The organism is Methylobacterium sp. J-076, from assembly GCF_022829405.1.
Classification (GTDB): domain Bacteria; phylum Pseudomonadota; class Alphaproteobacteria; order Rhizobiales; family Beijerinckiaceae; genus Methylobacterium.
In genome coordinates, this window is the sequence record NZ_JAKSXW010000149.1 from 50,383 (window position 1) to 69,929 (window position 19,547).

19 protein-coding genes are annotated in these 19,547 nt (G+C 69.8%); 11 read left to right on the forward strand and 8 right to left on the reverse strand.

The genetic code is table 11. From position 1 onward, the window contains the following. The first annotated feature begins 8 nt into the window (after positions 1 to 8). Together pyrC and MKK53_RS22390 are read left to right on the forward strand one after the other, a co-directional pair. Entirely contained in the window at positions 9 to 1,070 is a 1,062-nt protein-coding gene (gene pyrC / locus MKK53_RS22385) for a dihydroorotase (RefSeq protein ID WP_243930973.1), read from the forward strand. Positions 1,071 to 1,072: 2 nt separating this feature from the next. After that, the gene (locus tag MKK53_RS22390) at positions 1,073 to 2,512 is read left to right on the forward strand and encodes an amidase (RefSeq protein WP_243930974.1); all 1,440 of its coding nucleotides are present in this window, start codon (positions 1,073 to 1,075) and stop codon (positions 2,510 to 2,512) included. Between the two features lie 40 nt (positions 2,513 to 2,552). Here MKK53_RS22390 and MKK53_RS22395 read toward each other — a convergent pair whose 3' ends face one another. Further along, entirely contained in the window at positions 2,553 to 4,175 is a 1,623-nt protein-coding gene (locus MKK53_RS22395; RefSeq protein WP_279599214.1) for a histidine kinase famiy protein, read from the reverse strand. A gap of 464 nt (positions 4,176 to 4,639) precedes the next feature. On the opposite strand from MKK53_RS22395, the gene MKK53_RS22400 reads away from it, so the two are divergent. Then, complete coding sequence (locus MKK53_RS22400) at positions 4,640 to 6,415, forward strand: acetolactate synthase 3 large subunit (protein ID WP_243930976.1); 1,776 nt, start codon at positions 4,640 to 4,642, stop codon at positions 6,413 to 6,415. Between the two features lie 16 nt (positions 6,416 to 6,431). Here MKK53_RS22400 and MKK53_RS22405 read toward each other — a convergent pair whose 3' ends face one another. Then, complete coding sequence (locus tag MKK53_RS22405) at positions 6,432 to 7,367, reverse strand: class I SAM-dependent methyltransferase (RefSeq protein ID WP_243930977.1); 936 nt, start codon at positions 7,365 to 7,367, stop codon at positions 6,432 to 6,434. Positions 7,368 to 7,477: 110 nt separating this feature from the next. On the opposite strand from MKK53_RS22405, the gene ilvN reads away from it, so the two are divergent. The 6 genes from ilvN to MKK53_RS22435 all read left to right on the forward strand — a co-directional run bounded on the left by ilvN (position 7,478) and on the right by MKK53_RS22435 (position 11,281). After that, positions 7,478 to 8,020, forward strand: coding sequence for an acetolactate synthase small subunit (gene ilvN, locus MKK53_RS22410; protein WP_243930978.1), 543 nt, complete (start codon positions 7,478 to 7,480; stop codon positions 8,018 to 8,020). A gap of 53 nt (positions 8,021 to 8,073) precedes the next feature. After that, a complete protein-coding gene (locus MKK53_RS22415; protein ID WP_243930979.1) occupies positions 8,074 to 8,367 on the forward strand; it encodes a MazF family transcriptional regulator in 294 nt (97 codons plus the stop codon). Continuing rightward, positions 8,351 to 8,725: a type II toxin-antitoxin system PemK/MazF family toxin gene (locus MKK53_RS22420; RefSeq protein ID WP_243930980.1), complete on the forward strand. Its 375-nt coding sequence runs from the start codon at positions 8,351 to 8,353 to the stop codon at positions 8,723 to 8,725. Before MKK53_RS22415 ends, MKK53_RS22420 begins: the two co-directional genes overlap by 17 nt. Beyond that, on the forward strand, positions 8,722 to 9,366 hold the full coding sequence (locus tag MKK53_RS22425; protein WP_243930981.1) for a glutathione S-transferase family protein: 645 nt from the start codon (positions 8,722 to 8,724) through the stop codon (positions 9,364 to 9,366). The genes MKK53_RS22420 and MKK53_RS22425 overlap by 4 nt, the downstream gene beginning before the upstream one ends. Before the next feature lie 132 nt (positions 9,367 to 9,498). Further along, positions 9,499 to 10,518 carry a ketol-acid reductoisomerase gene (ilvC, locus tag MKK53_RS22430; protein WP_243930982.1) on the forward strand — a complete coding sequence of 340 codons (1,020 nt, stop codon included), beginning with the start codon at positions 9,499 to 9,501 and terminating at the stop codon, positions 10,516 to 10,518. A 109-nt stretch (positions 10,519 to 10,627) separates the two neighbouring features. Next, complete coding sequence (locus tag MKK53_RS22435) at positions 10,628 to 11,281, forward strand: pyridoxamine 5'-phosphate oxidase family protein (protein WP_243930983.1); 654 nt, start codon at positions 10,628 to 10,630, stop codon at positions 11,279 to 11,281. Between the two features lie 120 nt (positions 11,282 to 11,401). Here MKK53_RS22435 and tam read toward each other — a convergent pair whose 3' ends face one another. The 5 genes from tam to MKK53_RS22460 all read right to left on the reverse strand — a co-directional run bounded on the left by tam (position 11,402) and on the right by MKK53_RS22460 (position 16,185). Beyond that, positions 11,402 to 12,184: a trans-aconitate 2-methyltransferase gene (tam, locus tag MKK53_RS22440; RefSeq protein WP_243930984.1), complete on the reverse strand. Its 783-nt coding sequence runs from the start codon at positions 12,182 to 12,184 to the stop codon at positions 11,402 to 11,404. Positions 12,185 to 12,204: 20 nt separating this feature from the next. Next, positions 12,205 to 12,909 (reverse strand): haloacid dehalogenase type II, encoded by a 705-nt coding sequence (locus MKK53_RS22445; protein WP_243930985.1) that lies wholly within the window; start codon positions 12,907 to 12,909, stop codon positions 12,205 to 12,207. Next, complete coding sequence (gene trpS / locus MKK53_RS22450; protein ID WP_243930986.1) at positions 12,906 to 13,955, reverse strand: tryptophan--tRNA ligase; 1,050 nt, start codon at positions 13,953 to 13,955, stop codon at positions 12,906 to 12,908. Before trpS ends, MKK53_RS22445 begins: the two co-directional genes overlap by 4 nt. Positions 13,956 to 14,557: 602 nt before the next feature. Then, entirely contained in the window at positions 14,558 to 15,310 is a 753-nt protein-coding gene (gene nth / locus MKK53_RS22455) for an endonuclease III domain-containing protein (protein WP_243930987.1), read from the reverse strand. A gap of 113 nt (positions 15,311 to 15,423) precedes the next feature. After that, on the reverse strand, positions 15,424 to 16,185 hold the full coding sequence (locus MKK53_RS22460; protein WP_243930988.1) for a GyrI-like domain-containing protein: 762 nt from the start codon (positions 16,183 to 16,185) through the stop codon (positions 15,424 to 15,426). 195 nt (positions 16,186 to 16,380) lie between these two features. Here MKK53_RS22460 and dapF point away from each other — a divergent pair, with 195 nt between their 5' ends. Together dapF and mtaB are read left to right on the forward strand one after the other, a co-directional pair. Further along, entirely contained in the window at positions 16,381 to 17,268 is an 888-nt protein-coding gene (gene dapF, locus MKK53_RS22465; RefSeq protein ID WP_243930989.1) for a diaminopimelate epimerase, read from the forward strand. Then, on the forward strand, positions 17,268 to 18,506 hold the full coding sequence (gene mtaB / locus MKK53_RS22470; protein WP_243930990.1) for a tRNA (N(6)-L-threonylcarbamoyladenosine(37)-C(2))-methylthiotransferase MtaB: 1,239 nt from the start codon (positions 17,268 to 17,270) through the stop codon (positions 18,504 to 18,506). Before dapF ends, mtaB begins: the two co-directional genes overlap by 1 nt. A 325-nt stretch (positions 18,507 to 18,831) precedes the next feature. On the opposite strand, the gene MKK53_RS22475 is transcribed toward mtaB, so the two are convergent. Further along, positions 18,832 to 19,515: an RluA family pseudouridine synthase gene (locus MKK53_RS22475; RefSeq protein ID WP_243930991.1), complete on the reverse strand. Its 684-nt coding sequence runs from the start codon at positions 19,513 to 19,515 to the stop codon at positions 18,832 to 18,834. Between the last annotated feature and the right edge of the window lie 32 nt (positions 19,516 to 19,547).

Sequence of the window (19,547 nt, forward strand, 5' to 3'; positions counted from 1 at the left end):
GCCCCACCATGGCCGCCGACCCCAAGACCGACGGAGACCGCCTCGTCATCCGCAAGCCGGACGACTGGCACATCCACCTGCGCGACGGCGCGATGATGCGCGCGGTGCTGCCCTACACGGCGGCGCAGTTCGCCCGCGGCATCATCATGCCGAACCTCGTGCCGCCGGTGACGAGCGTGGACGCCGCCGCCGGCTACCGGGGGCGAATCCTGGCGGCGCTGCCTGAAGGCGTGAGCTTCACGCCGCTGATGACCTGCTACCTCACCGACGCCACGTCCCCGGACGAGATCGAGCGGGGCTTTGCCGAGAAGGTCTGGATCGCCGCCAAGCTCTACCCGGCGGGCGCCACCACCAACTCCCATGCGGGCGTCACCGATCTCGCCACCATCGCCCCGGTGCTGGAGCGGATGGAGCGGATCGGCATGCCGCTCCTGATCCATGGCGAGGTGACCGACCCCGCGGTCGACATCTTCGACCGGGAGGCGGTGTTCATGGAGCAGAAGCTCCTGCCGCTGCTGACGCGCCACCAGGGCCTGAAGGTGACGGTGGAACACGCCACCACCGCCGAGATCCTCGACGTGGTCCGCGCACACGCCCCGCGGGTCGCCGCGACGATCACCCCGCACCACCTCGTCATCAACCGGACGCATCTCTTCCAGGGGGGGCTGAGGCCGCACCTGTATTGCCTGCCGGTGGCCAAGCGCGAGCGGCACCGTCTCGCCCTGCGCAAGGCGGCGACCTCCGGCGAGGCCTGCTTCTACCTCGGCACCGACACCGCGCCGCACCCGGTCGGCGCGAAGGAATCCGCCTGCGGCTGCGCGGGCGTGTTCTGTGGCCCCACCGCGCTGCAGACCTACGTGCAGGTGTTCGACGAGGAGGGGGCGCTGGACCGGTTCGAGGGCTTCGCCTCCCTCCACGGCGCCCGCTTCCACGGCCTCGAACCCAACGGGGAGACTCTCACCCTGGAGCGGCGGCCCGGCCGGGTCGCCACCTGCGTCGCGGTGGAGGACAGCGAGGTCGTCGTCTTCCGCGGGGACGAGACTTTGCCCTGGACGATCGGGAGCGCATGACCATGACGGGCGCGGATGGCATCACCGCGCTCGGCGCGGTTCACCTGTCCGCGGCGATCCGCGGCCGGGCGATCTCCTGCCGGGAGGTGATGCGCGCCTATCTCGACCGCATCGCGAGCCTCAACCCCACCTACAACGCCATCGTCGCCCTCCGGGACGAGGCGGCCCTGCTGCACGAGGCGGCCGAGGCGGATGGGAGGATCGCCCGGGGTGAGCCGGTGGGCCTCCTCCACGGCTTCCCCCTGGCGGTGAAGGACCTCGACCCGGTGCGGGGGCTGCCCTTCACCCAGGGGTCGCCGATCTTCGCCGACCGGATCGCGGAGGCCGATTCGATCATGGTCTCGCGCCTGCGCTCGGCGGGGGCGATCTTCATCGGCAAGACCAACGTGCCGGAATTCGGCCTGGGCTCGCACAGCTTCAACCCGGTCTACGGGGTCACGGCCAACGCCTACGATCCGGGCAAGACCGGCGGCGGGTCGAGCGGCGGCGCGGCGGTGGCCGTCGCCCTGCGGATGCAGCCGGTGGCGGACGGGACCGACCATGGCGGATCGCTCCGCAACCCGCCGGCCTTCAACAACGTGTACGGCCTGCGCACCTGCTGGGGGCGCATCCCGGTCGAGGGGGCGGACGTGTTCAGCCCCGGCCTCAGCGTGCCGGGGGCGATCGGGCGCAGCCCCGCCGATATCGGCCTGATGCTCTCCGTGCAGGCGGGCTACGACCCGCGCTGCCCGAATTCGATCCGCCAGGACCCCAATGGGTTCGCCGCACCCCTGGAGCGCAACTTCCGCGGCGTGCGGATCGCGTGGCTCGGTGATTTCGGCGGACGGATCCCCTTCGACCCCGACGTGCTGGAGACCTGCCGGTCGGCGCTGCCCGCCTTCACCGCCATCGGCTGTCGGGTGGACGAGGCGGTGCCGGACTTCGACCTCGAACGGGTGTGGCGGGATTGGCGGGTGCTGCGCGCCTTCACCGTCGCCGCCGCCCTCCGGCCCCTGGTGGAGGACCCGGCGCGCAAGGCCCTGATGAAGCCGGAGGCGGTGTGGGAGGCCGAGCGCGGGCTCGTGCTCTCGGCCGAGCAGGTGACGGCGGCGCAGGAGGGGCGGACGCTCTGGTACGCGGCCCTGCGCCGGTTCATGGAGGTCTACGATTTCGTCGTCATGCCGACGAGTCAGGTCTTCCCGTTCGACAAGGCCCTGCGCTGGCCGGAGCGGGTGGGCGGACGCACGATGGACACGTACCATCGCTGGATGCAGACCGCGATCCCGGCGACCATGGCGGGCCTCCCGGCCCTGGCCGTGCCGGCGGGGTTCGGTCCCGATGGGCTCCCGGCGGGCATCCAGATCATCGGTCGCAACCATGGGGAGCTGGCCTGCCTGCAACTCGGCGCCGCCTACGATGCCGCGAGCGGCTGGGTTCGGCGGCACCCGCCGCCCGCGGCCTGACGGGCGGCCTCCCGCCCACCGCCGCCCCGGGGGGCCGGGATCAGGCCACCCCCGTCGCCCCATCGAGGACGCGCCGGACCCGGCGGGCGAGCTCCAGGCGCTTGTAGGGCTTGTCGATGATCTCGAATTCGGAGCCGCCGGCATCGGTGCGCTCCAGCGAGGCTTCGGCATAGCCCGTGGTGAGCAGCACCTTGATCCGCGGCTGGCGCTCCCGCGCCGCCCGGGCCAGCATCACGCCGTTCATCCCGCCAGGCATGATCAGGTCCGTGAACAGCAGGTCGATCCGCGCCGCGCCGTCGAGGATGTCCAGGGCGGGGGCGGGGCCGTCGCTGAGGATCACCCGGTAGCCGAAATCCTCCAGGATCGCCCCGGCGGTGGCGGCCACGTCCGGCCGGTCATCGACGACCAGGATCGTCTCCGAACCCCGGCGGTCGGCGGTGCGGGTCGCCGCGCGGCGCTCCTCCTCGACCGCCTCGTCGCTCGCCGGGAAGAGCAGGCGCACCGTCGTGCCGTGCCCCACCTCCGAGGTGACCTTCACCGACCCGCCGGACTGCTTGGCGAAGCCGTAGACCATCGCCAGCCCGAGGCCGGTGCCCTTGCCCTCGCCCTTGGTGGTGAAGAACGGTTCGAGGATGCGCGCCAGGATCTCCGGCGGCATGCCCCCGCCCGTATCCGTCACCGAGACGGTCACGTAGGCGCCCGGCGGCACGGACCTGTAGGGAACCGCGTCGTCCTTAACGACCCTCAGGTTCTCCGTCCTCACCGTCACGGTGCCCCCGCCGGGCATCGCGTCCCGGGCGTTGAGCAGGATGTTGAGGAGTGCCAACTCGGCCTGGGTCGGGTCGAGCCGGGCGTTCCAGAGGTCGGGGGCCAGCTCCTTCCGCAGGGTCACGTGGTCGCCCAGCGTCCGCGCGGCCATCTCGCTCATGCCGCCGACGAGGCCGTTGAGGTTGAGGACCCGGCCCTCCAGCCTCTGCTTCCGTGAGAAGGCGAGCAGCTGGTGCGTGAGCTTGGCCGCCCGGTCGGCCGCCTCGTGGACGGCCTCGGCCGCCCGGCGCAGACGGGAGATGTCCACGTCCGGGTGATCGATGAGGGCGAGGATGACCTCGTTATGGCCGGAGATGACCTGAAGCAGGTTGTTGAAGTCGTGGGCGATGCCGCCCGTGAGCTGGCCCAGGCTCTCCATCTTCTGGGCTTGATGGAGCGATTCCTCGGCATCCCGGCGGCGGGAGACGTCGAGCTGGGATCCGAAGAAGTAGATCAGGTCGCCGGATTTGTTGTAGACCGGCGAGACGAACAGGGCGTTCCAGAAGGTGGTGCCGTCCTTGCGATAGTTCAGGATCTCGGTGGCGAATTCCCGCTGCTCCGCGATCGCCGTGCGGATCTCGGCGATCTTGCCAGCATCGGTCGCCGGGCCCTGGAGCAGGCGGCAGTTCCGCCCGACGATCCCGCTCCGGTGGTAGCCCGTCATCTTCTCGAACGCCCGGTTCACGAAGACGATCGGATTGTCCTGCTGGTGAGGATCGGTGACGATCATCGGCATCCGCGTCGTTTCGACCGCGGCGAAGAAGATGTCGTGGTGGCGATCGATCACCCCGGACAGTCCCCCCTGCATGACGGTCGCAGCGGGCCCATCGTTTCTCGGCTTCTCGGGCGGCGACATCGCGATCAGGAACTCCTGTGCGGCTCGCCACCCGGGCAAGGGGCGGCGGTCTGGAATGCATAACCTTAACGTGCACCCCGCCCATCATGGGAGGGAAGCGTGCGGCTTGTCACGAGGTCGCCGGAGTCATCACCGATATCGCCGTCCTGGCGGCGGTGTCGCGGGAGGCATTTCAGGCCCGTGCGGTCGTTGACCGACCGATCGGCTTTCGTTACAGCACAAGATCGTTGGTGCATGGCGGTTCCGGTTTCACCGGGGGCGCGGCGCCGAAACGGTTTTGGAATTTTCGATGCGCGCGGTTCTCATTGTAGCGGTGGCGTCACCGACGGGGCGGCCTTAGTACAGGCCGCGATCCGGTTGGTGACGCTTGCAGGGTCCCTCGGGGCCCTTTTTTGTTGCCTGAGACACGTGCGTCGGAGTGAAGGACGGCCGGGAGAACCGGCCGAGAGGACGAGGAGACGGACATGGGCGGCGAGGTCATGACCGGGGCCGAGATGGTCATCCGGGCGTTCCAGGATCAGGGCGTGGATACGCTCTTCGGCTATCCCGGCGGCGCAGTGCTTCCGATCTACGACGCGCTGTTCCACCAGAATGCCGTGAAGCACATCCTGGTGCGGCACGAGCAGGGGGCGGTGCACGCCGCCGAGGGCTATGCGCGCTCTTCGGGCAAGGTCGGCTGCGTCCTGGTCACGTCGGGCCCCGGCGCCACCAACATCGTCACCGGCCTGACCGATGCGATGCTGGATTCGATCCCGCTCGTCTGCATCACCGGGCAGGTCCCGACGCACCTGATCGGCACCGATGCCTTCCAGGAATGCGACACGGTCGGCATCACCCGGCACTGCACGAAGCACAATTACCTCGTCAAATCGATCGAGGACCTGCCGCGCATCCTGCACGAGGCGTTCTACGTCGCGAAGAACGGCCGCCCCGGCCCCGTCGTCATCGATCTGCCGAAGGACATCCAGTTCGCCTCGGGCCTCTACGAGCGCCCCACCACCATGCGGCACAAGACCTACAAGCCCGCGGTGAAGGGCGATCCCGAGCGGATCCGCGCGGCCGTGGAGCTGATGGCGGGCGCGCGCCGGCCGGTGCTCTACACCGGCGGCGGCGTGATCAATGCCGGCCCGGAGGCGTCCCGCCTGCTGCGTGAGCTGGTCGCCGAGACCGGCTTCCCGATCACCTCGACCCTGATGGGGCTGGGGGCGTATCCGGGTTCGGACGAGAAGTTCCTGGGCATGCTCGGCATGCATGGGACCTACGAGGCCAACCTCGCGATGCACGAATGCGACGTGATGGTCTGCATCGGCGCGCGCTTCGACGACCGGATCACCGGCCGCCTCGATGCCTTCTCGCCGTTCTCGAAGAAGATCCACATCGACGTCGATGCCTCCTCGATCAACAAGGTCGTGAAGGTGGATGTCGGCATCGTCGGCGATTGCGCCTACGTCTTGGCCGAGATGCTGGAGGCGTGGCGCGCCCTGGCGGACAAGCCGCAGAAGTCGAACCTCGACGGCTGGTTCCAGAAGATCCGGGCGTGGAAGGCGCGCGACTGCCTCGCCTACTGGCCGTCGGGCACGATCATCAAGCCGCAATACGCGGTCCAGCGGCTCTACGAGGCGTGCAAGAACCGCAAGACCTTCATCACCACCGAGGTCGGCCAGCACCAGATGTGGGCGGCGCAGTACTTCAAGTTCGAGGAGCCGAACCGCTGGATGACCTCCGGCGGCCTCGGGACGATGGGTTACGGCCTGCCGGCGGCCATCGGCACACAGCTCGCCAACCCGGACGGGCTCGTGATCGACATCGCGGGCGAGGCGTCGATCCTCATGAACATCCAGGAGCTGTCGACGGCGATCCAGTATCGCCTGCCGGTGAAGGTCTTCATCCTGAACAACGAGTACATGGGCATGGTCCGCCAGTGGCAGGAGCTGCTGCACGGCTCGCGCTACTCGCAGAGCTATTCCGAGAGCCTGCCGGATTTCGTGAAGCTCGCGGAGGCCTACGGCGCGAAGGGCATGCGCTGCGAGAAGCCGGGCGACCTCGACGCGGCCATCGCCGAGATGCTCGACTACGACGGCCCGGTCCTGTTCGACTGCGTGGTCGACAAGACCGAGAACTGCTTCCCGATGATCCCTTCGGGCAAGGCGCACAACGAGATGCTGCTCTCCGATTACCTCGGCGAGACCGGCGTCGAGCTGGGCGACGTGATCTCCGAGGAAGGCAAGATGCTGGTCTGATTCCTTCGCCGAAGGTTCAGCCGTGCTGGCCGGTCTCATACCTGCGGATGCTGCCGGTGCGCAGCATCCGCAGCGCCAGGGCGAGGCGCCGCCCGATGCCGCGCACCGGCACCTCCGGCAGCTCGCCGTGCTGGCGCGGGTCGAGGCGGGGGGTCGCCGCGGCACGGGCGGCCGGGCTTGCATCCGCACGTTTGCGCAGGGTGACGAAGAACTCGATGGTGTTGCGCGCCGTCGGGTCGATCCGGGCGATCTCGAAGGGGATGAGCCCGAGCTCGATCACCTCGCGGAACACGGCGAGGAAGCTCACCGGCGTGTAGACTGTGCAGTGGGCGTCGTAATAGCTGCCGTGCGCGGCGACGTTGCGCGCGTCCTCCAGCGCCCGGGGGAGCTGGCCTTCGAAGATCGGCCCCGGGTCGCGTTCCGTGCCGGCCCAGACCGCGCGGGGATCGACCTTGGCGACGCGGGACACGTAGTCGAACACCTGGGTGGGGCTCGCGATCTTCGCCCCCGCGATATGATGGCCGACGAGGTCGCCGGTCGTGGAGGGCCTGCGGTGGAAATCGAAGGTGAACCGCTTGTCGGGCACCGCCAGAAAGATCACCCCGTCCTCCCGCAGGACGGCGGCGAGCTCGTTGAGCCAGCCCAGCGGGTCCGGGATGTGCTCCAGGACGTGGCTCGCCACGATGTAGTCCACGGGCGCCCGCGCGCCGAGGGCCTCGGCGAGGCTCTGGTGTTCGAGGACGAGATCGACCTCGACGATGGACTGCGCCCCCGGCCCGTCCACCGAATCGTGGCCGGCATACTTGGCGCGGAGGTCGTCCGTGCTGCGGTGGTCGGCATAGAGGATGTCGCCGTCCCCGCGCCGGATCAGCGGCCGGTTCAGGGGGCCGAGTTCGACGCCGAGGCGTCCTCCGGGACTCACGGCATCGAGGGCGCGCTGTCGAGGTGTCATCGGCCGCGCCGTTATCACGCGTCTCCGGGAGCGTCCAGGCAAGGACCCGGAGCCGGACTTCGCTCCCATCGGCCCGCCCAGGGCTGCAACGACAGGTTGGGACTACAGGGATGAACGCGATGAACACCCATTACCCGGATCCGGTCCGGGTCGAGCCGGTCAACCGGCACACCCTCGCGGTGGTGGTCGACAACGAGCCGGGTGTCCTGGCGCGGATCTCGGGGATGTTCTCGGGCCGGGGCTACAACATCGAGAGCCTCACCGTCTCCGAGACGGAGGAGGCCCGCCACCTCTCGCGCATCACGATCGTGACCACCGGCACGAACGCGGTGATCGAACAGATCAAGGCGCAGCTCGACCGGCTGGTGCCGGTGCACCGGGTGGTGGACCTGACCCTCCAGGGTAACACCCTGGAGCGGGAGATCTGCCTCGTGAAGGTGCGGGGCGAGGGCGAGCACCGGAGCGAGGCCCTGCGGCTGGCGGCGGCCTTCGGCGCCAAGACCCTGGACGCGACGCTCAATTCCTTCGTCTTCGAGCTCACCGGCGCCACCGAGGAGGTCGACCGTTTCGTGCGGCTGATGAGTGTCATCGGCCTCGTGGAGATCTGCCGCACCGGCATCGCCGCGATGAGCCGGGGCGCCGAGCCGCTTTAGGACGGCGTCGGCGCGTCTGCTAGGATGCGCCCTTGCCGTGGGAGTCGCGAGCCATGGAAGCCAAGGTCGTCCGCTGGGGTGACGATCTCGTCGTCAGATTGACCGACTCGGAGGCTGAGGAACTCGGCGTCCGGGAAGGCGAGACTGTGGAGATCGTCGCGAAGCGGGAACGGGATTCGGAGCGTCGGCCGTGGGCAGGTCGCCGCTACGCCGATGGATCACCGGTCTGTACACTCGAAGAAATGGTCGAGGAGATGCGCCGCCTCGGTCCGGACTTCGAGCCGCCGACCGTAGAGTGGGGGCCGGACCGCGGTTCCGAGGTCATCGACGATGACTATTCCCGGTGAAACGACGCTCCAGGCCGGCGACCTGATACTCGTCGAGTTCGGCCCGGTTCGCGGGACGGAGCAGGATGGGCGCCGTCCGGCACTCATCATCTCGGAAGCCCTGATGAATGCCGCGACGCGTCGCGTAATCGTTTGTCCGATCACGAACAACGTCGAACCCTGGCCGACCAAAGTGATGCTGCGGCCGGGACTGGGTACGACGGGGGCGGTCCTAACCGATCAGATCCGTTCCATCGATCAACGCACCCGTATTCTGAGACGTCTTGGTTTTGTGCCGACGCCGATCCTGAACAAGGTCCGCCATCAAGTCGCGACGTTGATCGGCATCGAAGCCCCCATCAATACTGGACAGCAATGACCGCCCGCACCCTCTACTACGCCACCGGCGCCTGCTCGCTGGCCGCGCATATCGTCCTCGAGGAATCCGGCCTGCCCTACGAGGGGAACGCTCTGGACCTCGCCAGGGGCGACCAGCGCTCCGGGCAATACCTCGCCATCAACGATCGGGGCCGCGTGCCGGCGCTGGTCGAGGATGGGTGGGTGCTCACCGAATGCGCGGCCATCATCCGGCACGTCGCCCGGCAGGTGCCGGAGAAGGGCCTGTGGCCGACGGACCTGCGCGAGATGGCCATCGCCGACGAATGGCTCGGCTGGCTCGCCTGCAACCATCACGTCACCTACGCCCACGTGCGCCGCCCGGAACGGTACACCGGGGACGAGGAGGCCTTCGACGGCATCCGCGCCAAGGCGGCCGACACCTACGGCGACCTCTGCACCATGACCGAAGTGCGCCTCTCCCACGGCGGCTGGGCGGTGGGTGACCGGTTCGGCGTCGCCGACGCGTACCTCATGGTCTTCTGGGTCTGGGGACGTGGCCCGTCCCTGAAGTTCGACATGGCCGGACGCTTCCCGGCCTGGACCGCCCATGCGCGGCGCGTCTGCGCCCGGCCGGCGGTGCAGGCGGTGTTTGCCCGCGAGGGGCTGGCACTTCCGGCCTGACGGCGGACCAGCCCTGTACGGTTTGGCCTTCCGTTCAGGGTCTTACGCGGCTAAAAGCCCGCGCATCGCACGGCCGCACACCACAGGAGCGCCCGCGCGCGCTCACCGTCATCATCAGAGGAAGAAGCCGCCATGCGGGTGTATTACGATCGCGACGCAGACCTGAACCTGATCAAGGGCAAGAAGGTCGCCATCGTCGGCTACGGCAGCCAGGGCCACGCCCACGCGCTCAACCTGCGCGATTCGGGCGTGAAGGACATCGTCATCGCGCTTCGCGAGGGCTCCGCCACCGCCAAGAAGGCCGAGCACGAGGGCTTCAAGGTCCTCTCGGTCGCCGAGGCGGCCAAGTGGGCCGACGTGGTGATGATGCTCACCCCGGACGAGTTGCAGGGCGACATCTACCGCGAGTCGCTGGCCGGCAACATGAAGCAGGGCGCCGCGCTCCTGTTCGCCCACGGTCTGAACGTCCACTTCAACCTGATCGAGCCGCGCGCGGACCTCGACGTGCTGATGGTCGCCCCGAAGGGCCCGGGCCATACCGTGCGCTCCGAGTACCTGCGCGGCGGCGGCGTGCCGACGCTGATCGCCATCGCCCAGGACGCGAGCGGGAACGCCCACGACCTCGGCCTGTCCTACGCCTCCGCCAACGGCGGCGGCCGCGCCGGCATCATCGAGACCACGTTCAAGGAAGAGTGCGAGACCGATCTGTTCGGCGAGCAGGCCGTGCTCTGCGGCGGCCTCGTGGACCTGATCAAGGCCGGCTTCGAGACCCTCGTCGAGGCGGGCTACGCCCCCGAGATGGCCTATTTCGAGTGCCTGCACGAGGTGAAGCTGATCGTCGACCTCATCTACGAGGGCGGCATCGCCAACATGAACTACTCGATCTCCAACACGGCCGAGTACGGTGAGTACGTCACCGGCCCGCGGATCATCACGCCCGAGACCAAGGCCGAGATGAAGCGCGTGCTGAACGACATCCAGTCGGGCACCTTCACCCGCAACTGGATGCTGGAGAACAAGGTCAACCAGACCTCGTTCAAGGCGACCCGCGCCAAGCTCGCCGCCCACCCGATCGAGGAAGTCGGCGCCAAGCTGCGCGGCATGATGCCGTGGATCTCCGAGAAGGCCCTGGTCGACAAGTCGCGCAACTGATCTCCCTTGCCGTGAGGCAACGGGGCCGGCTCCAGCGATGGGGCCGGCCCTTTTCTTTGCGCGCCGCCTCTGGAATGAACGGCTCCAACCAGAAGTATGGGAGGAGCCTTTGGACACGCTGTACGGTGAGGCGCACCGCGCCCTTCAGGACGATTTCGGCACGACCAAGCTCGCCGACTTCCTCGACAAGCACCACGTCCACCGCGCCATCGACGAGCAGGACCGCGCCTTCATCGAATCGCGGGACATGTTCTTTCTCTCGACCGTGGACGAGGACGGCAACCCGACCGTCTCCTACAAGGGCGGCCCGACCGGCGTTGTCAGCGTGGTCGGCGACACGACGCTCGCCTTCCCCGGCTACGACGGGAACGGCATGTTCCTGTCGATGGGCAACATCGTCGGCCAAGGAAAGGTCGGCCTGCTGTTCATCGATTTCGAGACGCCGCATCGCCTGCGCGTCCAGGGCACCGCGCGGATCGTGAGGGACGACCCGCTGACGGCGAGCTACCCGGAGGCGCAGTACATGGTGCGCGTCGAGGTCGAGACGCTGTGGGTGAACTGCCCCCGCTACATCCACCGCTACACGAAGGTCGAGCAGAGCCGCTACGTGCCGAAGGACGGCAAGGAGACGCCACTGGCGCAGTGGAAGCGCCTGGACTTCGTGCAGCCGGTCATCGCGGACGAGGATCGGGCAAGGGTCGCCGCCGAGGGTGAGCTCGATCTCGGGGCCTACGGCGAACTCGTCGCGCGCGGGCAAGGCTGATCTCACAGTTCACCCACCGACGTCATTGCGAACGAAGTGAAGCAAACCAGGGCAGCGGGACGCTTCCGAATGTGGCGCCTACCTGGATTGCTTCGCTACGCTCGCAATGACCGGAGGGTGTCAGGAGGCTTTGCGCGCCACGATGAAGACTCGCGGGAAGGCAAGGAGACGTCTGCCGTCCGCCCGCGGGTCATAGGCCGCATCGATTTTCGCCTCGTAAGCCGCCAGGAAGCCGGCGCGCTGGTCCGCGTCCAGGGGATCGAGGAAGGGGCGGAGCCCCGTGGCTCTCACCCAGGAAACGATCGCCGCCGCATCGGCCATGCGGTGGTGATAGGCGGTGCGCCAGACTTCGACCTCGGCGGCCAGCGGCGCGAGCAGATCGTAGTAGCCGGCGGGCTCCAGCATCCGGCCGAGGCGGCCCGCCACGGCCGGGTCTCCGATCGCCTTGGCCCAGGGGCCGGAGGCCGCCACCTCGCGCATGAGCCGGTGGGTCGGCTCGGCGAGGTTGTCGGGCATCTGCACCGCTAGCACCCCGCCCGGCGCCAGCAGGCCGAACAGGCGCGGCAGCAGGGTCGGGTGGTCGGGGAGCCATTGCAGCACGGCACTGGCGTAGATCAGGTCCAGCGCCCGCTCCGGCGCCCAGGTCGCCGCGTCGGCGAGGTTGAAGCGCAGTGTCGGCAGGCGCGCCCGCGCGCTGTCGAGCATGGCGGGGGAGGTGTCGAGCCCGACGATCTCGGCCTCCGGGTATCGGGCGGCGATGAGGGCCGTCGAGTTGCCCGGCCCGCAGCCGAGGTCAATGGCGAGCGCCGGCCCGTCGAGGGGCACCCGGGCCAGCAGCTCCGCGGCGGGGCGGGTCCGCTCGTCCTCGAAGCGGGTGTAGAGGGCAGGGTTCCAATCGGCCATGGGGGCTCCCCTCTCGCGCGTCAGCGGCAGCCGAGTTGGTCGGCGAAGTCCGCCAGATCGGACGCCGCGTAGGTCACGGGCACGCTCGGCCCCATCTCGCCGCCCGCCGGCCCGTGTTCCGAGGGTCGGGCGATGTGCGCGGTGGAGAGTCCATGGCTCGCCGCCGCCGCGAGGTCGCTCGAATGGGCGGCGACCATCATCGTCTCGTGCGGCGCGAAGCCGAAGGCGGCCACCGCGTCGCGGTAGAGGGCCGGCTTCGGCTTGTAGTCGCGGGAATAGCCTGCGCCGAGCACCGCATCGAACACGAGGCCGTTGCGGCGGGCGAGGTCCACCATCAGCCGCACGGGGCCATTCGAGTTCGGCGCGAGCATGAAGGTGTCCCGGAGCCGGGCGAGGGCGGCCGGCACCTCCGGCCACGCGTCGAGGCGGTGCCACGCCTGAACCAGTTCGGCCTGCACCGCATCGGAGACGTCCGCGATGCCGAACTGCGCCAGCACGTCGGCCAGCGATTCGGCGTGCAGCGTATCGAGATCCACGAAGGGGCGGGCGCCGGAGCGGACGGTTTCCAGAGAGGGCTGGTAGCGCCCCCGCCACGCATCGGCGAAGGCGCCGGCATCGAGGTTTGGGGCCTGAGCCGAGAGGAGGCGCCGCGCCTCCCGCGCGACGCCGGAGCGCCAGTCGACCAGCGTCCCGAAGACGTCGAAGACCAGCGCCCTGACGGTCATGCCCGCTTCCTCCGCACGAACCCGACGATATCCTTCACGGCGTCGAGGGTGTCCTGCGCGATGGCCTCCGCCCGGGCGGCCCCGTCGGCCAGCACCGCATCGATATGGCCGGGATCGGCCGAGAGCCGGCGCATCTCGGCGGCGATGGGGGCGAGGCTGGACACCGCGAGGTCGGCCAGCGCCGGCTTGAAGGTCGAGAACTGCGCCCCGCCGAAGTCGCGCAGCACGTCCTCCCGCGTCTGGCCGGCGAGGGCCGCGTAGATGCCCACGAGGTTGTCCGCCTCGGGCCGGTCCTTCAGCCCTGCCACTTCGGAGGGCAGGGCCTCGGGGTCGGTCTTCGCCCGGCGGATCTTCTGGGCGATAGCATCCGACTCGTCGGTGAGGTTGATGCGGGAATTGTCCGAGGGATCGGATTTCGACATCTTCTTCGTGCCGTCCCGCAGGGACATCACCCGCGCCGCCGGTCCGCCGATGAGCGGTTCGGTGATCGGGAAGAAGCCGCCTTCGTGCCCCTGGTTGGCGATGGAGCCGGCGAAGTCGGTGTTGAACTTCTGCGCGATGTCGCGGGTCAGTTCCAGGTGCTGCTTCTGGTCTTCGCCCACCGGCACATGGGTGGCGCGATAGGCGAGGATGTCGGCGGCCATGAGCACGGGATAGTCGTAGAGGCCGATGGAGGCGTTCTCCCGGTCCTTCCCGGCCTTCTCCTTGAACTGGGTCATGCGGTTCAGCCAGCCGAGGCGGGCGACGCAGTTGAACACCCAGGCGAGTTCGGCGTGCTGCGGCACCTGGCTCTGGTTGAAGACGATGGACCGCGCCGGATCGATGCCGGCGGCGAGGAAGGCGGCGGTCACCTCCCTGATCTGGCCGCGCAGGGCCTCGGGGTCCTGCCACACGGTGATCGCGTGAAGGTCCACGACGCAGTAGAGGCACTGCGCGGCGCGCTCCTGCATCTCCACGAAGCGGCGGATGGCACCGAGATAGTTGCCGAGGTGAAGGTTTCCGGTCGGCTGGACCCCCGAGAACACCAGTTCCTTGAACGCGGCCATCGGCGCCGATCCTGAAAGAGAGGGGCCGGGGTGTCGTAGGGTCACGTCTCGCCAGCCGGGCGGCGGTTAGTGGCACCCCCGCCATCGGAGGGTCAAGGCTGTTGCATCGGACGCGGGCGGAGCCCCGTCGCCTCACCCTGATCCGGCGTCTCAGCGAGGGGGGGCACTCCAGGGAACAGCCACGTTCGTGAACGTCCCGCCGCCCTAGGTCGCTTCACTGCGTTCGCGATGACGGAGCGGGAATTCGAAAGCCACACCGTCTTTGCGAGCGGAGCGAAGCAATCCAGGGAACCGCCCCGTGCGGAGGCGTCACGCTGCCCTGGGTCGCTTCACTGCGTTCGCGATGACGGAGCGGGAATTCGAAAGCCACACCATCTTTGCGAGCGGAGCGAAGCAATCCAGGGAGCCGCCCCGTGCGGAGGCGTCCCGCTGCCCTGGGTCGCTTCACTGCGTTCGCGATGACGGAGCGGGAATTTGAAAACCTCGCCGTCTTTGCGAGCGGAGCGAAGCGATCCAGGGAACCGCTCCGTTCGGAGGCGTCCCGCCGCCTCCGGTCCCGTCACCGCATCCCCGGTGACGGCGGGACGACACGGCGCCGCGCCCTACGGCTCGCGCACCTCGGTGAGGGCGCTGGGGCAGAGGTCGACCAGGGCGCAGCGTCCGCAGGCGGGGCGGCGGAAGTGGCAGACCTTCTGGCCGTGCATCATCAGGATCTCGTGGTTGTCATAGACATCCTGCGCGCTCCAGGCGGCGGGAAGCTGTGCCGCCAGGATCACATGGGCCGGGACGAGCCCGACCCGCTTGCCGATGAGGCCGAGCCGCTGCGCGACCCGGTGGTGGTGGCTGTCGACCGGCAGGGCCCGCATCCGCAGGGACGAGAAGGCCAGCACCGCGGCGCTGGTCTTGGGACCGATGCCGGGGAACGCCTCCAGCCACGTCCGCGCCTCGTCCGGCGCGAGGTCGGCGAGGAAGGCGAGGCTCAGGCTGCCCGCCCGGGCCTCGATGGCGGACAGGATCGTGCGGATCCGCGGCGCCTTCATCTCCGGCCACGTCACCCCCTGGATCGCCGCCTCGATCTCGGACGTGTCGGCCCGCATCACCTCATCCCATGTCGGGAAGCGCTGGCGCAGGGCGGCGAACGCCTGTCCGGAGGCCGCGTTGCGCGTCCGGTGCGAGAGCAGCGCCGAGATCAGCTCCGACAGGGGATCCATCGCGCTGAAATACGGGATGGGACAATTGTAGACGGCGCTGAGCCGGGCATGCACGGCGAGCGCGAGGTCGGAGCCCGCCGGTCCCCGCCCCCCATCCCCCGCCTGCGCAGCCTTGGGGGGCGACTGGTCGTCCGCTGCTAACATGGCGGGCAAATCCCGCGCAGCTTCGCGGCGTTCCCGGAGGGTCGCGGAGGCGGCAAAATGTCCATCGCCGCGCGGCCGGGTCAGGTGCGCCGGCCCCCCGCCATCGCCGGAGATCATTTGGTGAGGGCGTAGATGTTGACGTCGAGGGCGTCGTCCGTGCCGTCCTTCAGGTCGGTCACGTACTCTTCCACGAAGCGGTCCTGCACCACGATGTCCTTGGCATCGAGATAGGCGGTCAGCGTCTCGTAGGTGCTGTCGATCGATTCGTAGGAGCCCCTGTGCGCGAAGCGCAGGGCCTTGCCCGAGGGGGTCGTGCCGAAGCGCAGGCCGTCCTCCATCGCCGGGGCGGGGGCGGGGGACGAGGCGACGGGGATCATCGCCTCGAATTCGAAGCCGTCATCCTCCGTCTTCGTGAACACCGCCAGCGGCCGCCCGGCCGGCTTGATGCCAGCCTTGGCGAGGTCGGCCTCGATCTGCGCGAAGGCCTTCTGCAGGCCCTGCACCGCCTCCTCCCACTTGGCCTTCCCGGACAGGATCGCCGCGGGCTTGGCCGGCAGCGTCACCTCGTCCACGTCGCCGGGCTCGGCGGGCTTCATGACCAGGGGCGGACGGGCGGGGTCGATCACTTGGCCGGCCGGGGCCGTGCCGGTCGCGGCCTGCCCAGCGGGGGGCGGCGTCACCGCCTGCTCAGGCGCGGGGGCAGCGCTGCGGTTCGGGTCCTTGGGCGGGTTCGGGGCGGTGGTCGTTGGCAGCGGGTTGGTCTGGGCCGGCGAGGGCGCCGTGGAGGGGGGCGGTTGCTGCGCGGCCAGCGGCCAGGCCGAGACCAGCCCGGCGGCGAGGGCGCAGAGCGCGGGGACGAGGCGGCAACGGGTCACGCGGGGGCTCCCATCGGCGGCGGCGACTCGGGGTTCGCTGCGGCCTGGCGACAAGGTAGTCGCGTTCCGACGGCCCGGCGAGGCCACCCGCGACAGCTCCGGCCGGTGCGGCGGATCTGCAACGCTGCGGCGCACTCGCGCTGAGGCGCGGGGTTTGCCATAAGCGCCGCGGACCTCTCCGACAGATCGCAGCGTATGAGCGCACTCGCCCATCGACGTTTCCTGAAGATGCACGGCGCCGGCAACGCCATCGTGGTGCTCGACCTGCGCGGCACCGGCCTGCTGGTCTCCCCGGCCGAGGCGCGCGCCATCGCGGCCGATCCCGGCTCGTCCTTCGATCAATTGATGGTGTTGCACGATCCCGTAAGCCCGGGGACCGACGCGTTCATGCGGATCTACAACACCGACGGCACGGAATCCGGCGCCTGCGGCAACGGCACCCGCTGCGTCGCCTACGCCATGCTGGACGACCCGGCCATGGCCCGCCCCGCCGAGGGAAGCCGCCTCCTGCTGGAGACCAGCGTCGGGCGTGTCGGCGTGCGCCGGAACTCCGAGCGGTCCTTCACGGTCGATATGGGCAAGCCCCGCCTCGCCTGGGACGAGATCCCCCTGGCCGAGCCGTTTCCGGACACCCGGCGCATCGAGCTGCAGATCGGGCCCATCGATGCGCCCGTGCTGCATTCGCCGGGCGTCGTGAACATGGGCAACCCCCATGCGGTGTTCTTCGTGGACGCCGACCCGGAGAGCTACGACCTCGGCCGGATCGGACCGCTCCTCGAAAACCATCCGGTCTTCCCCGAGCGCGCCAACATCTCGGTGGCGCAGGTGCTCGGCCGGGAGGCGATCAAGCTTCGGGTCTGGGAGCGCGGTGCCGGCCTCACGCTGGCCTGCGGCACCGCCGCCTGCGCCACCGTGGTCGCGGCTTCGCGCCTGCGGATGATCGGCCGGCAGGCCCAGGTCGCCCTGCCCGGCGGCGAGTTGTTCGTGGAGTGGCGGGCGGACGACCACGTCCTGATGACCGGCCCCGTCGCCCGCGTCGCCGAGGGCACGTTCGCGCCGGAGCTGTTCGCCGGAATCGGCTGATGCGGGATCGGCCGAGCCGCGTCGAGACCCTGTCGTTCGGCTGCCGCCTCAACACCGTCGAGACGGAGGCGATGCGCCGCCTCGCCGAGGCGGACGGGCGGGCGCGGATCGTGGTGAACACCTGCGCGGTCACGCAGGAGGCCGGGCGGCAGGCCCGCAAGGCGATCCGGCGGGCGGCCCGCGGCCGGCCGGAGGCAGAAATCGTCGTCACCGGCTGCGGGGCCGAGGTGGAGACGCAGGCCTACCGGGACATGCCCGAGGTCGGCCGCCTCATCGGCAACGCCGAGAAGCTGAACCCATCCGCCTGGGCCGGCGCGGCCCGGGGGCCGGGGGTGGTGATGGACGCGCGGACCGCCGAGGCGGCCGGCGTGACCGGCATGGCGGAGCACACCCGCACCTTCATCCCCGTGCAGAACGGCTGCGACCACCGCTGCACCTTCTGCGTCATCCCGTTCGGCCGGGGGCGCTCGCGCTCCGTGCCCGCGGGGACCGTGATCGACGAGGTGGCCCGCACCGTCGAGGCCGGCGGGCGCGAGGTGGTGCTGACCGGCGTCGATCTCACCGCCTATGGCCGCGACCTCGGCGAGGGGATCTCCCTGGGCGGCCTCGTCCTGCGGATCCTGGCGGAGGTGCCCGGGCTCGCGCGGCTGCGCCTGTCCTCCATCGATTCGGTCGAGGTGGACGAGGCCCTGCTCGACGCCATCGCCGGGCAGGACCGGCTGATGCCGCACCTGCACCTCTCGCTCCAAGCCGGCGACGACCTGATCCTCAAGCGGATGAAGCGCCGCCACACGCGGGCCGACGCGATCCGATTCTGCGACGACCTCCGCGCCGCCCGGCCAGGGGTCGTCTTCGGGGCCGACCTGATCGCGGGGTTTCCCACCGAGACCGAGGCCCAGTTCGCCCGCAGCCTCGCCCTGGTCGAGGAATGCGGGCTGACGCACCTGCACGTCTTCCCCTATTCGCCCCGGCCGGGGACGCCGGCTTCCCGGATGCCGCCGGTGGCGCCGGAGGCGATCCGGGACAGGGCGGCGCGGCTTCGGGCTTCGGGCGAGGCGGCCCGCCTCCGCCACCTCGCGGCGCAGGTGGGGCGTCGGGTCACGGTTCTGGCCGAGCGCGGGGGCACCGGCCGGGCGGAGGATTTCTCCACCGTGCTCCTGGGCGAGGGCCCGGCGCCGGGCACGCTCCTCGAGGTCCGCATCGTCGGCCATGACGGGACGCGGTTGGTGGCGGGGTGAATACCGAGCGGTCAGGGGGAGGGTGGCCGTGTCACTGCCCCTTGGGAGCCATCGCGTCTATGAACACGCCCACACCGACCTGAGAGCTTGCCCGGAGGGCCGGTTCCTCTTCAACCTGAGGTGCGGCGTCAGCCGCCTCGAAGGTGGGCTCCAAAAGGCTGTGCGATCCCTGGAGCCTCCTTCGGGGCCTCCGCGTCGCTCTGGCGCTTCAGGATGAGGGCGAGTCTGGAAGTCGCCGCCTTCTCGGTCAGCCTCTGAGAGACGCGCTTCGGCGCGCCTTGCGGGAGGAAACAGGCGGGATCGGCCCCAGGCAGGCAGGTTGCGGTCAGATGTCCGGCGTTGCGAACGTTTTGATCTTATCTGCAACATGCCCCGGCGCGGGGGCTTCGACGGAGATCGCGTCGCGCTTCGGGTAGAGCGGGATCGACAGGGCACGGGCGTGGAGGTGCAGGTCGCTGCCCCGGGGGGCGCCGCCGTAGATCGGGTCTCCGAGGATCGGCCAGCCCGATTCGGCGCAGTGGACGCGCAATTGGTGCGTCCGCCCGGTGACGGGTTTCAGTTCGAGCCACGCGAGGCCCCCGCCGCGGCCGAGGACGCGCCAATGGGTGAGGGCGGGGTCGCCGTCCGGGTCGGCCTTCATCCACCACGAGCGCGGGTCCGGCGAGCGCCGCCCGAGGGCCATGTCGATGGTGCCGGCCTCCCCGGCCGGGCCGCCGGAGACGACGGCCCAGTAGGTCTTCTGCACGGAATTGCCGGAAAACAGCTTGCCGAGCCGGGCCAGCGCCTTGGCATGGCGGCCGAGGGCGAGACATCCCGACGTGTCCCGGTCGAGGCGGTGCGCCGCCTCCGGCCGCCGGGGCAGGCCGAAACGGAGGGCGTCGAGGTGGTCGGTGAGCGTCTCGCCGCCGCGGGGGCCGGGATGGACCGGAAGTCCCGCCGGCTTGTCGATGACGAGCAGCAGGGCATCGCGGTAGAGGAGGCGCGCGCCTATGTCGGGGACGTGGAGCATCGGTTCGGGCACATGCGCCTGATTCGACGGGA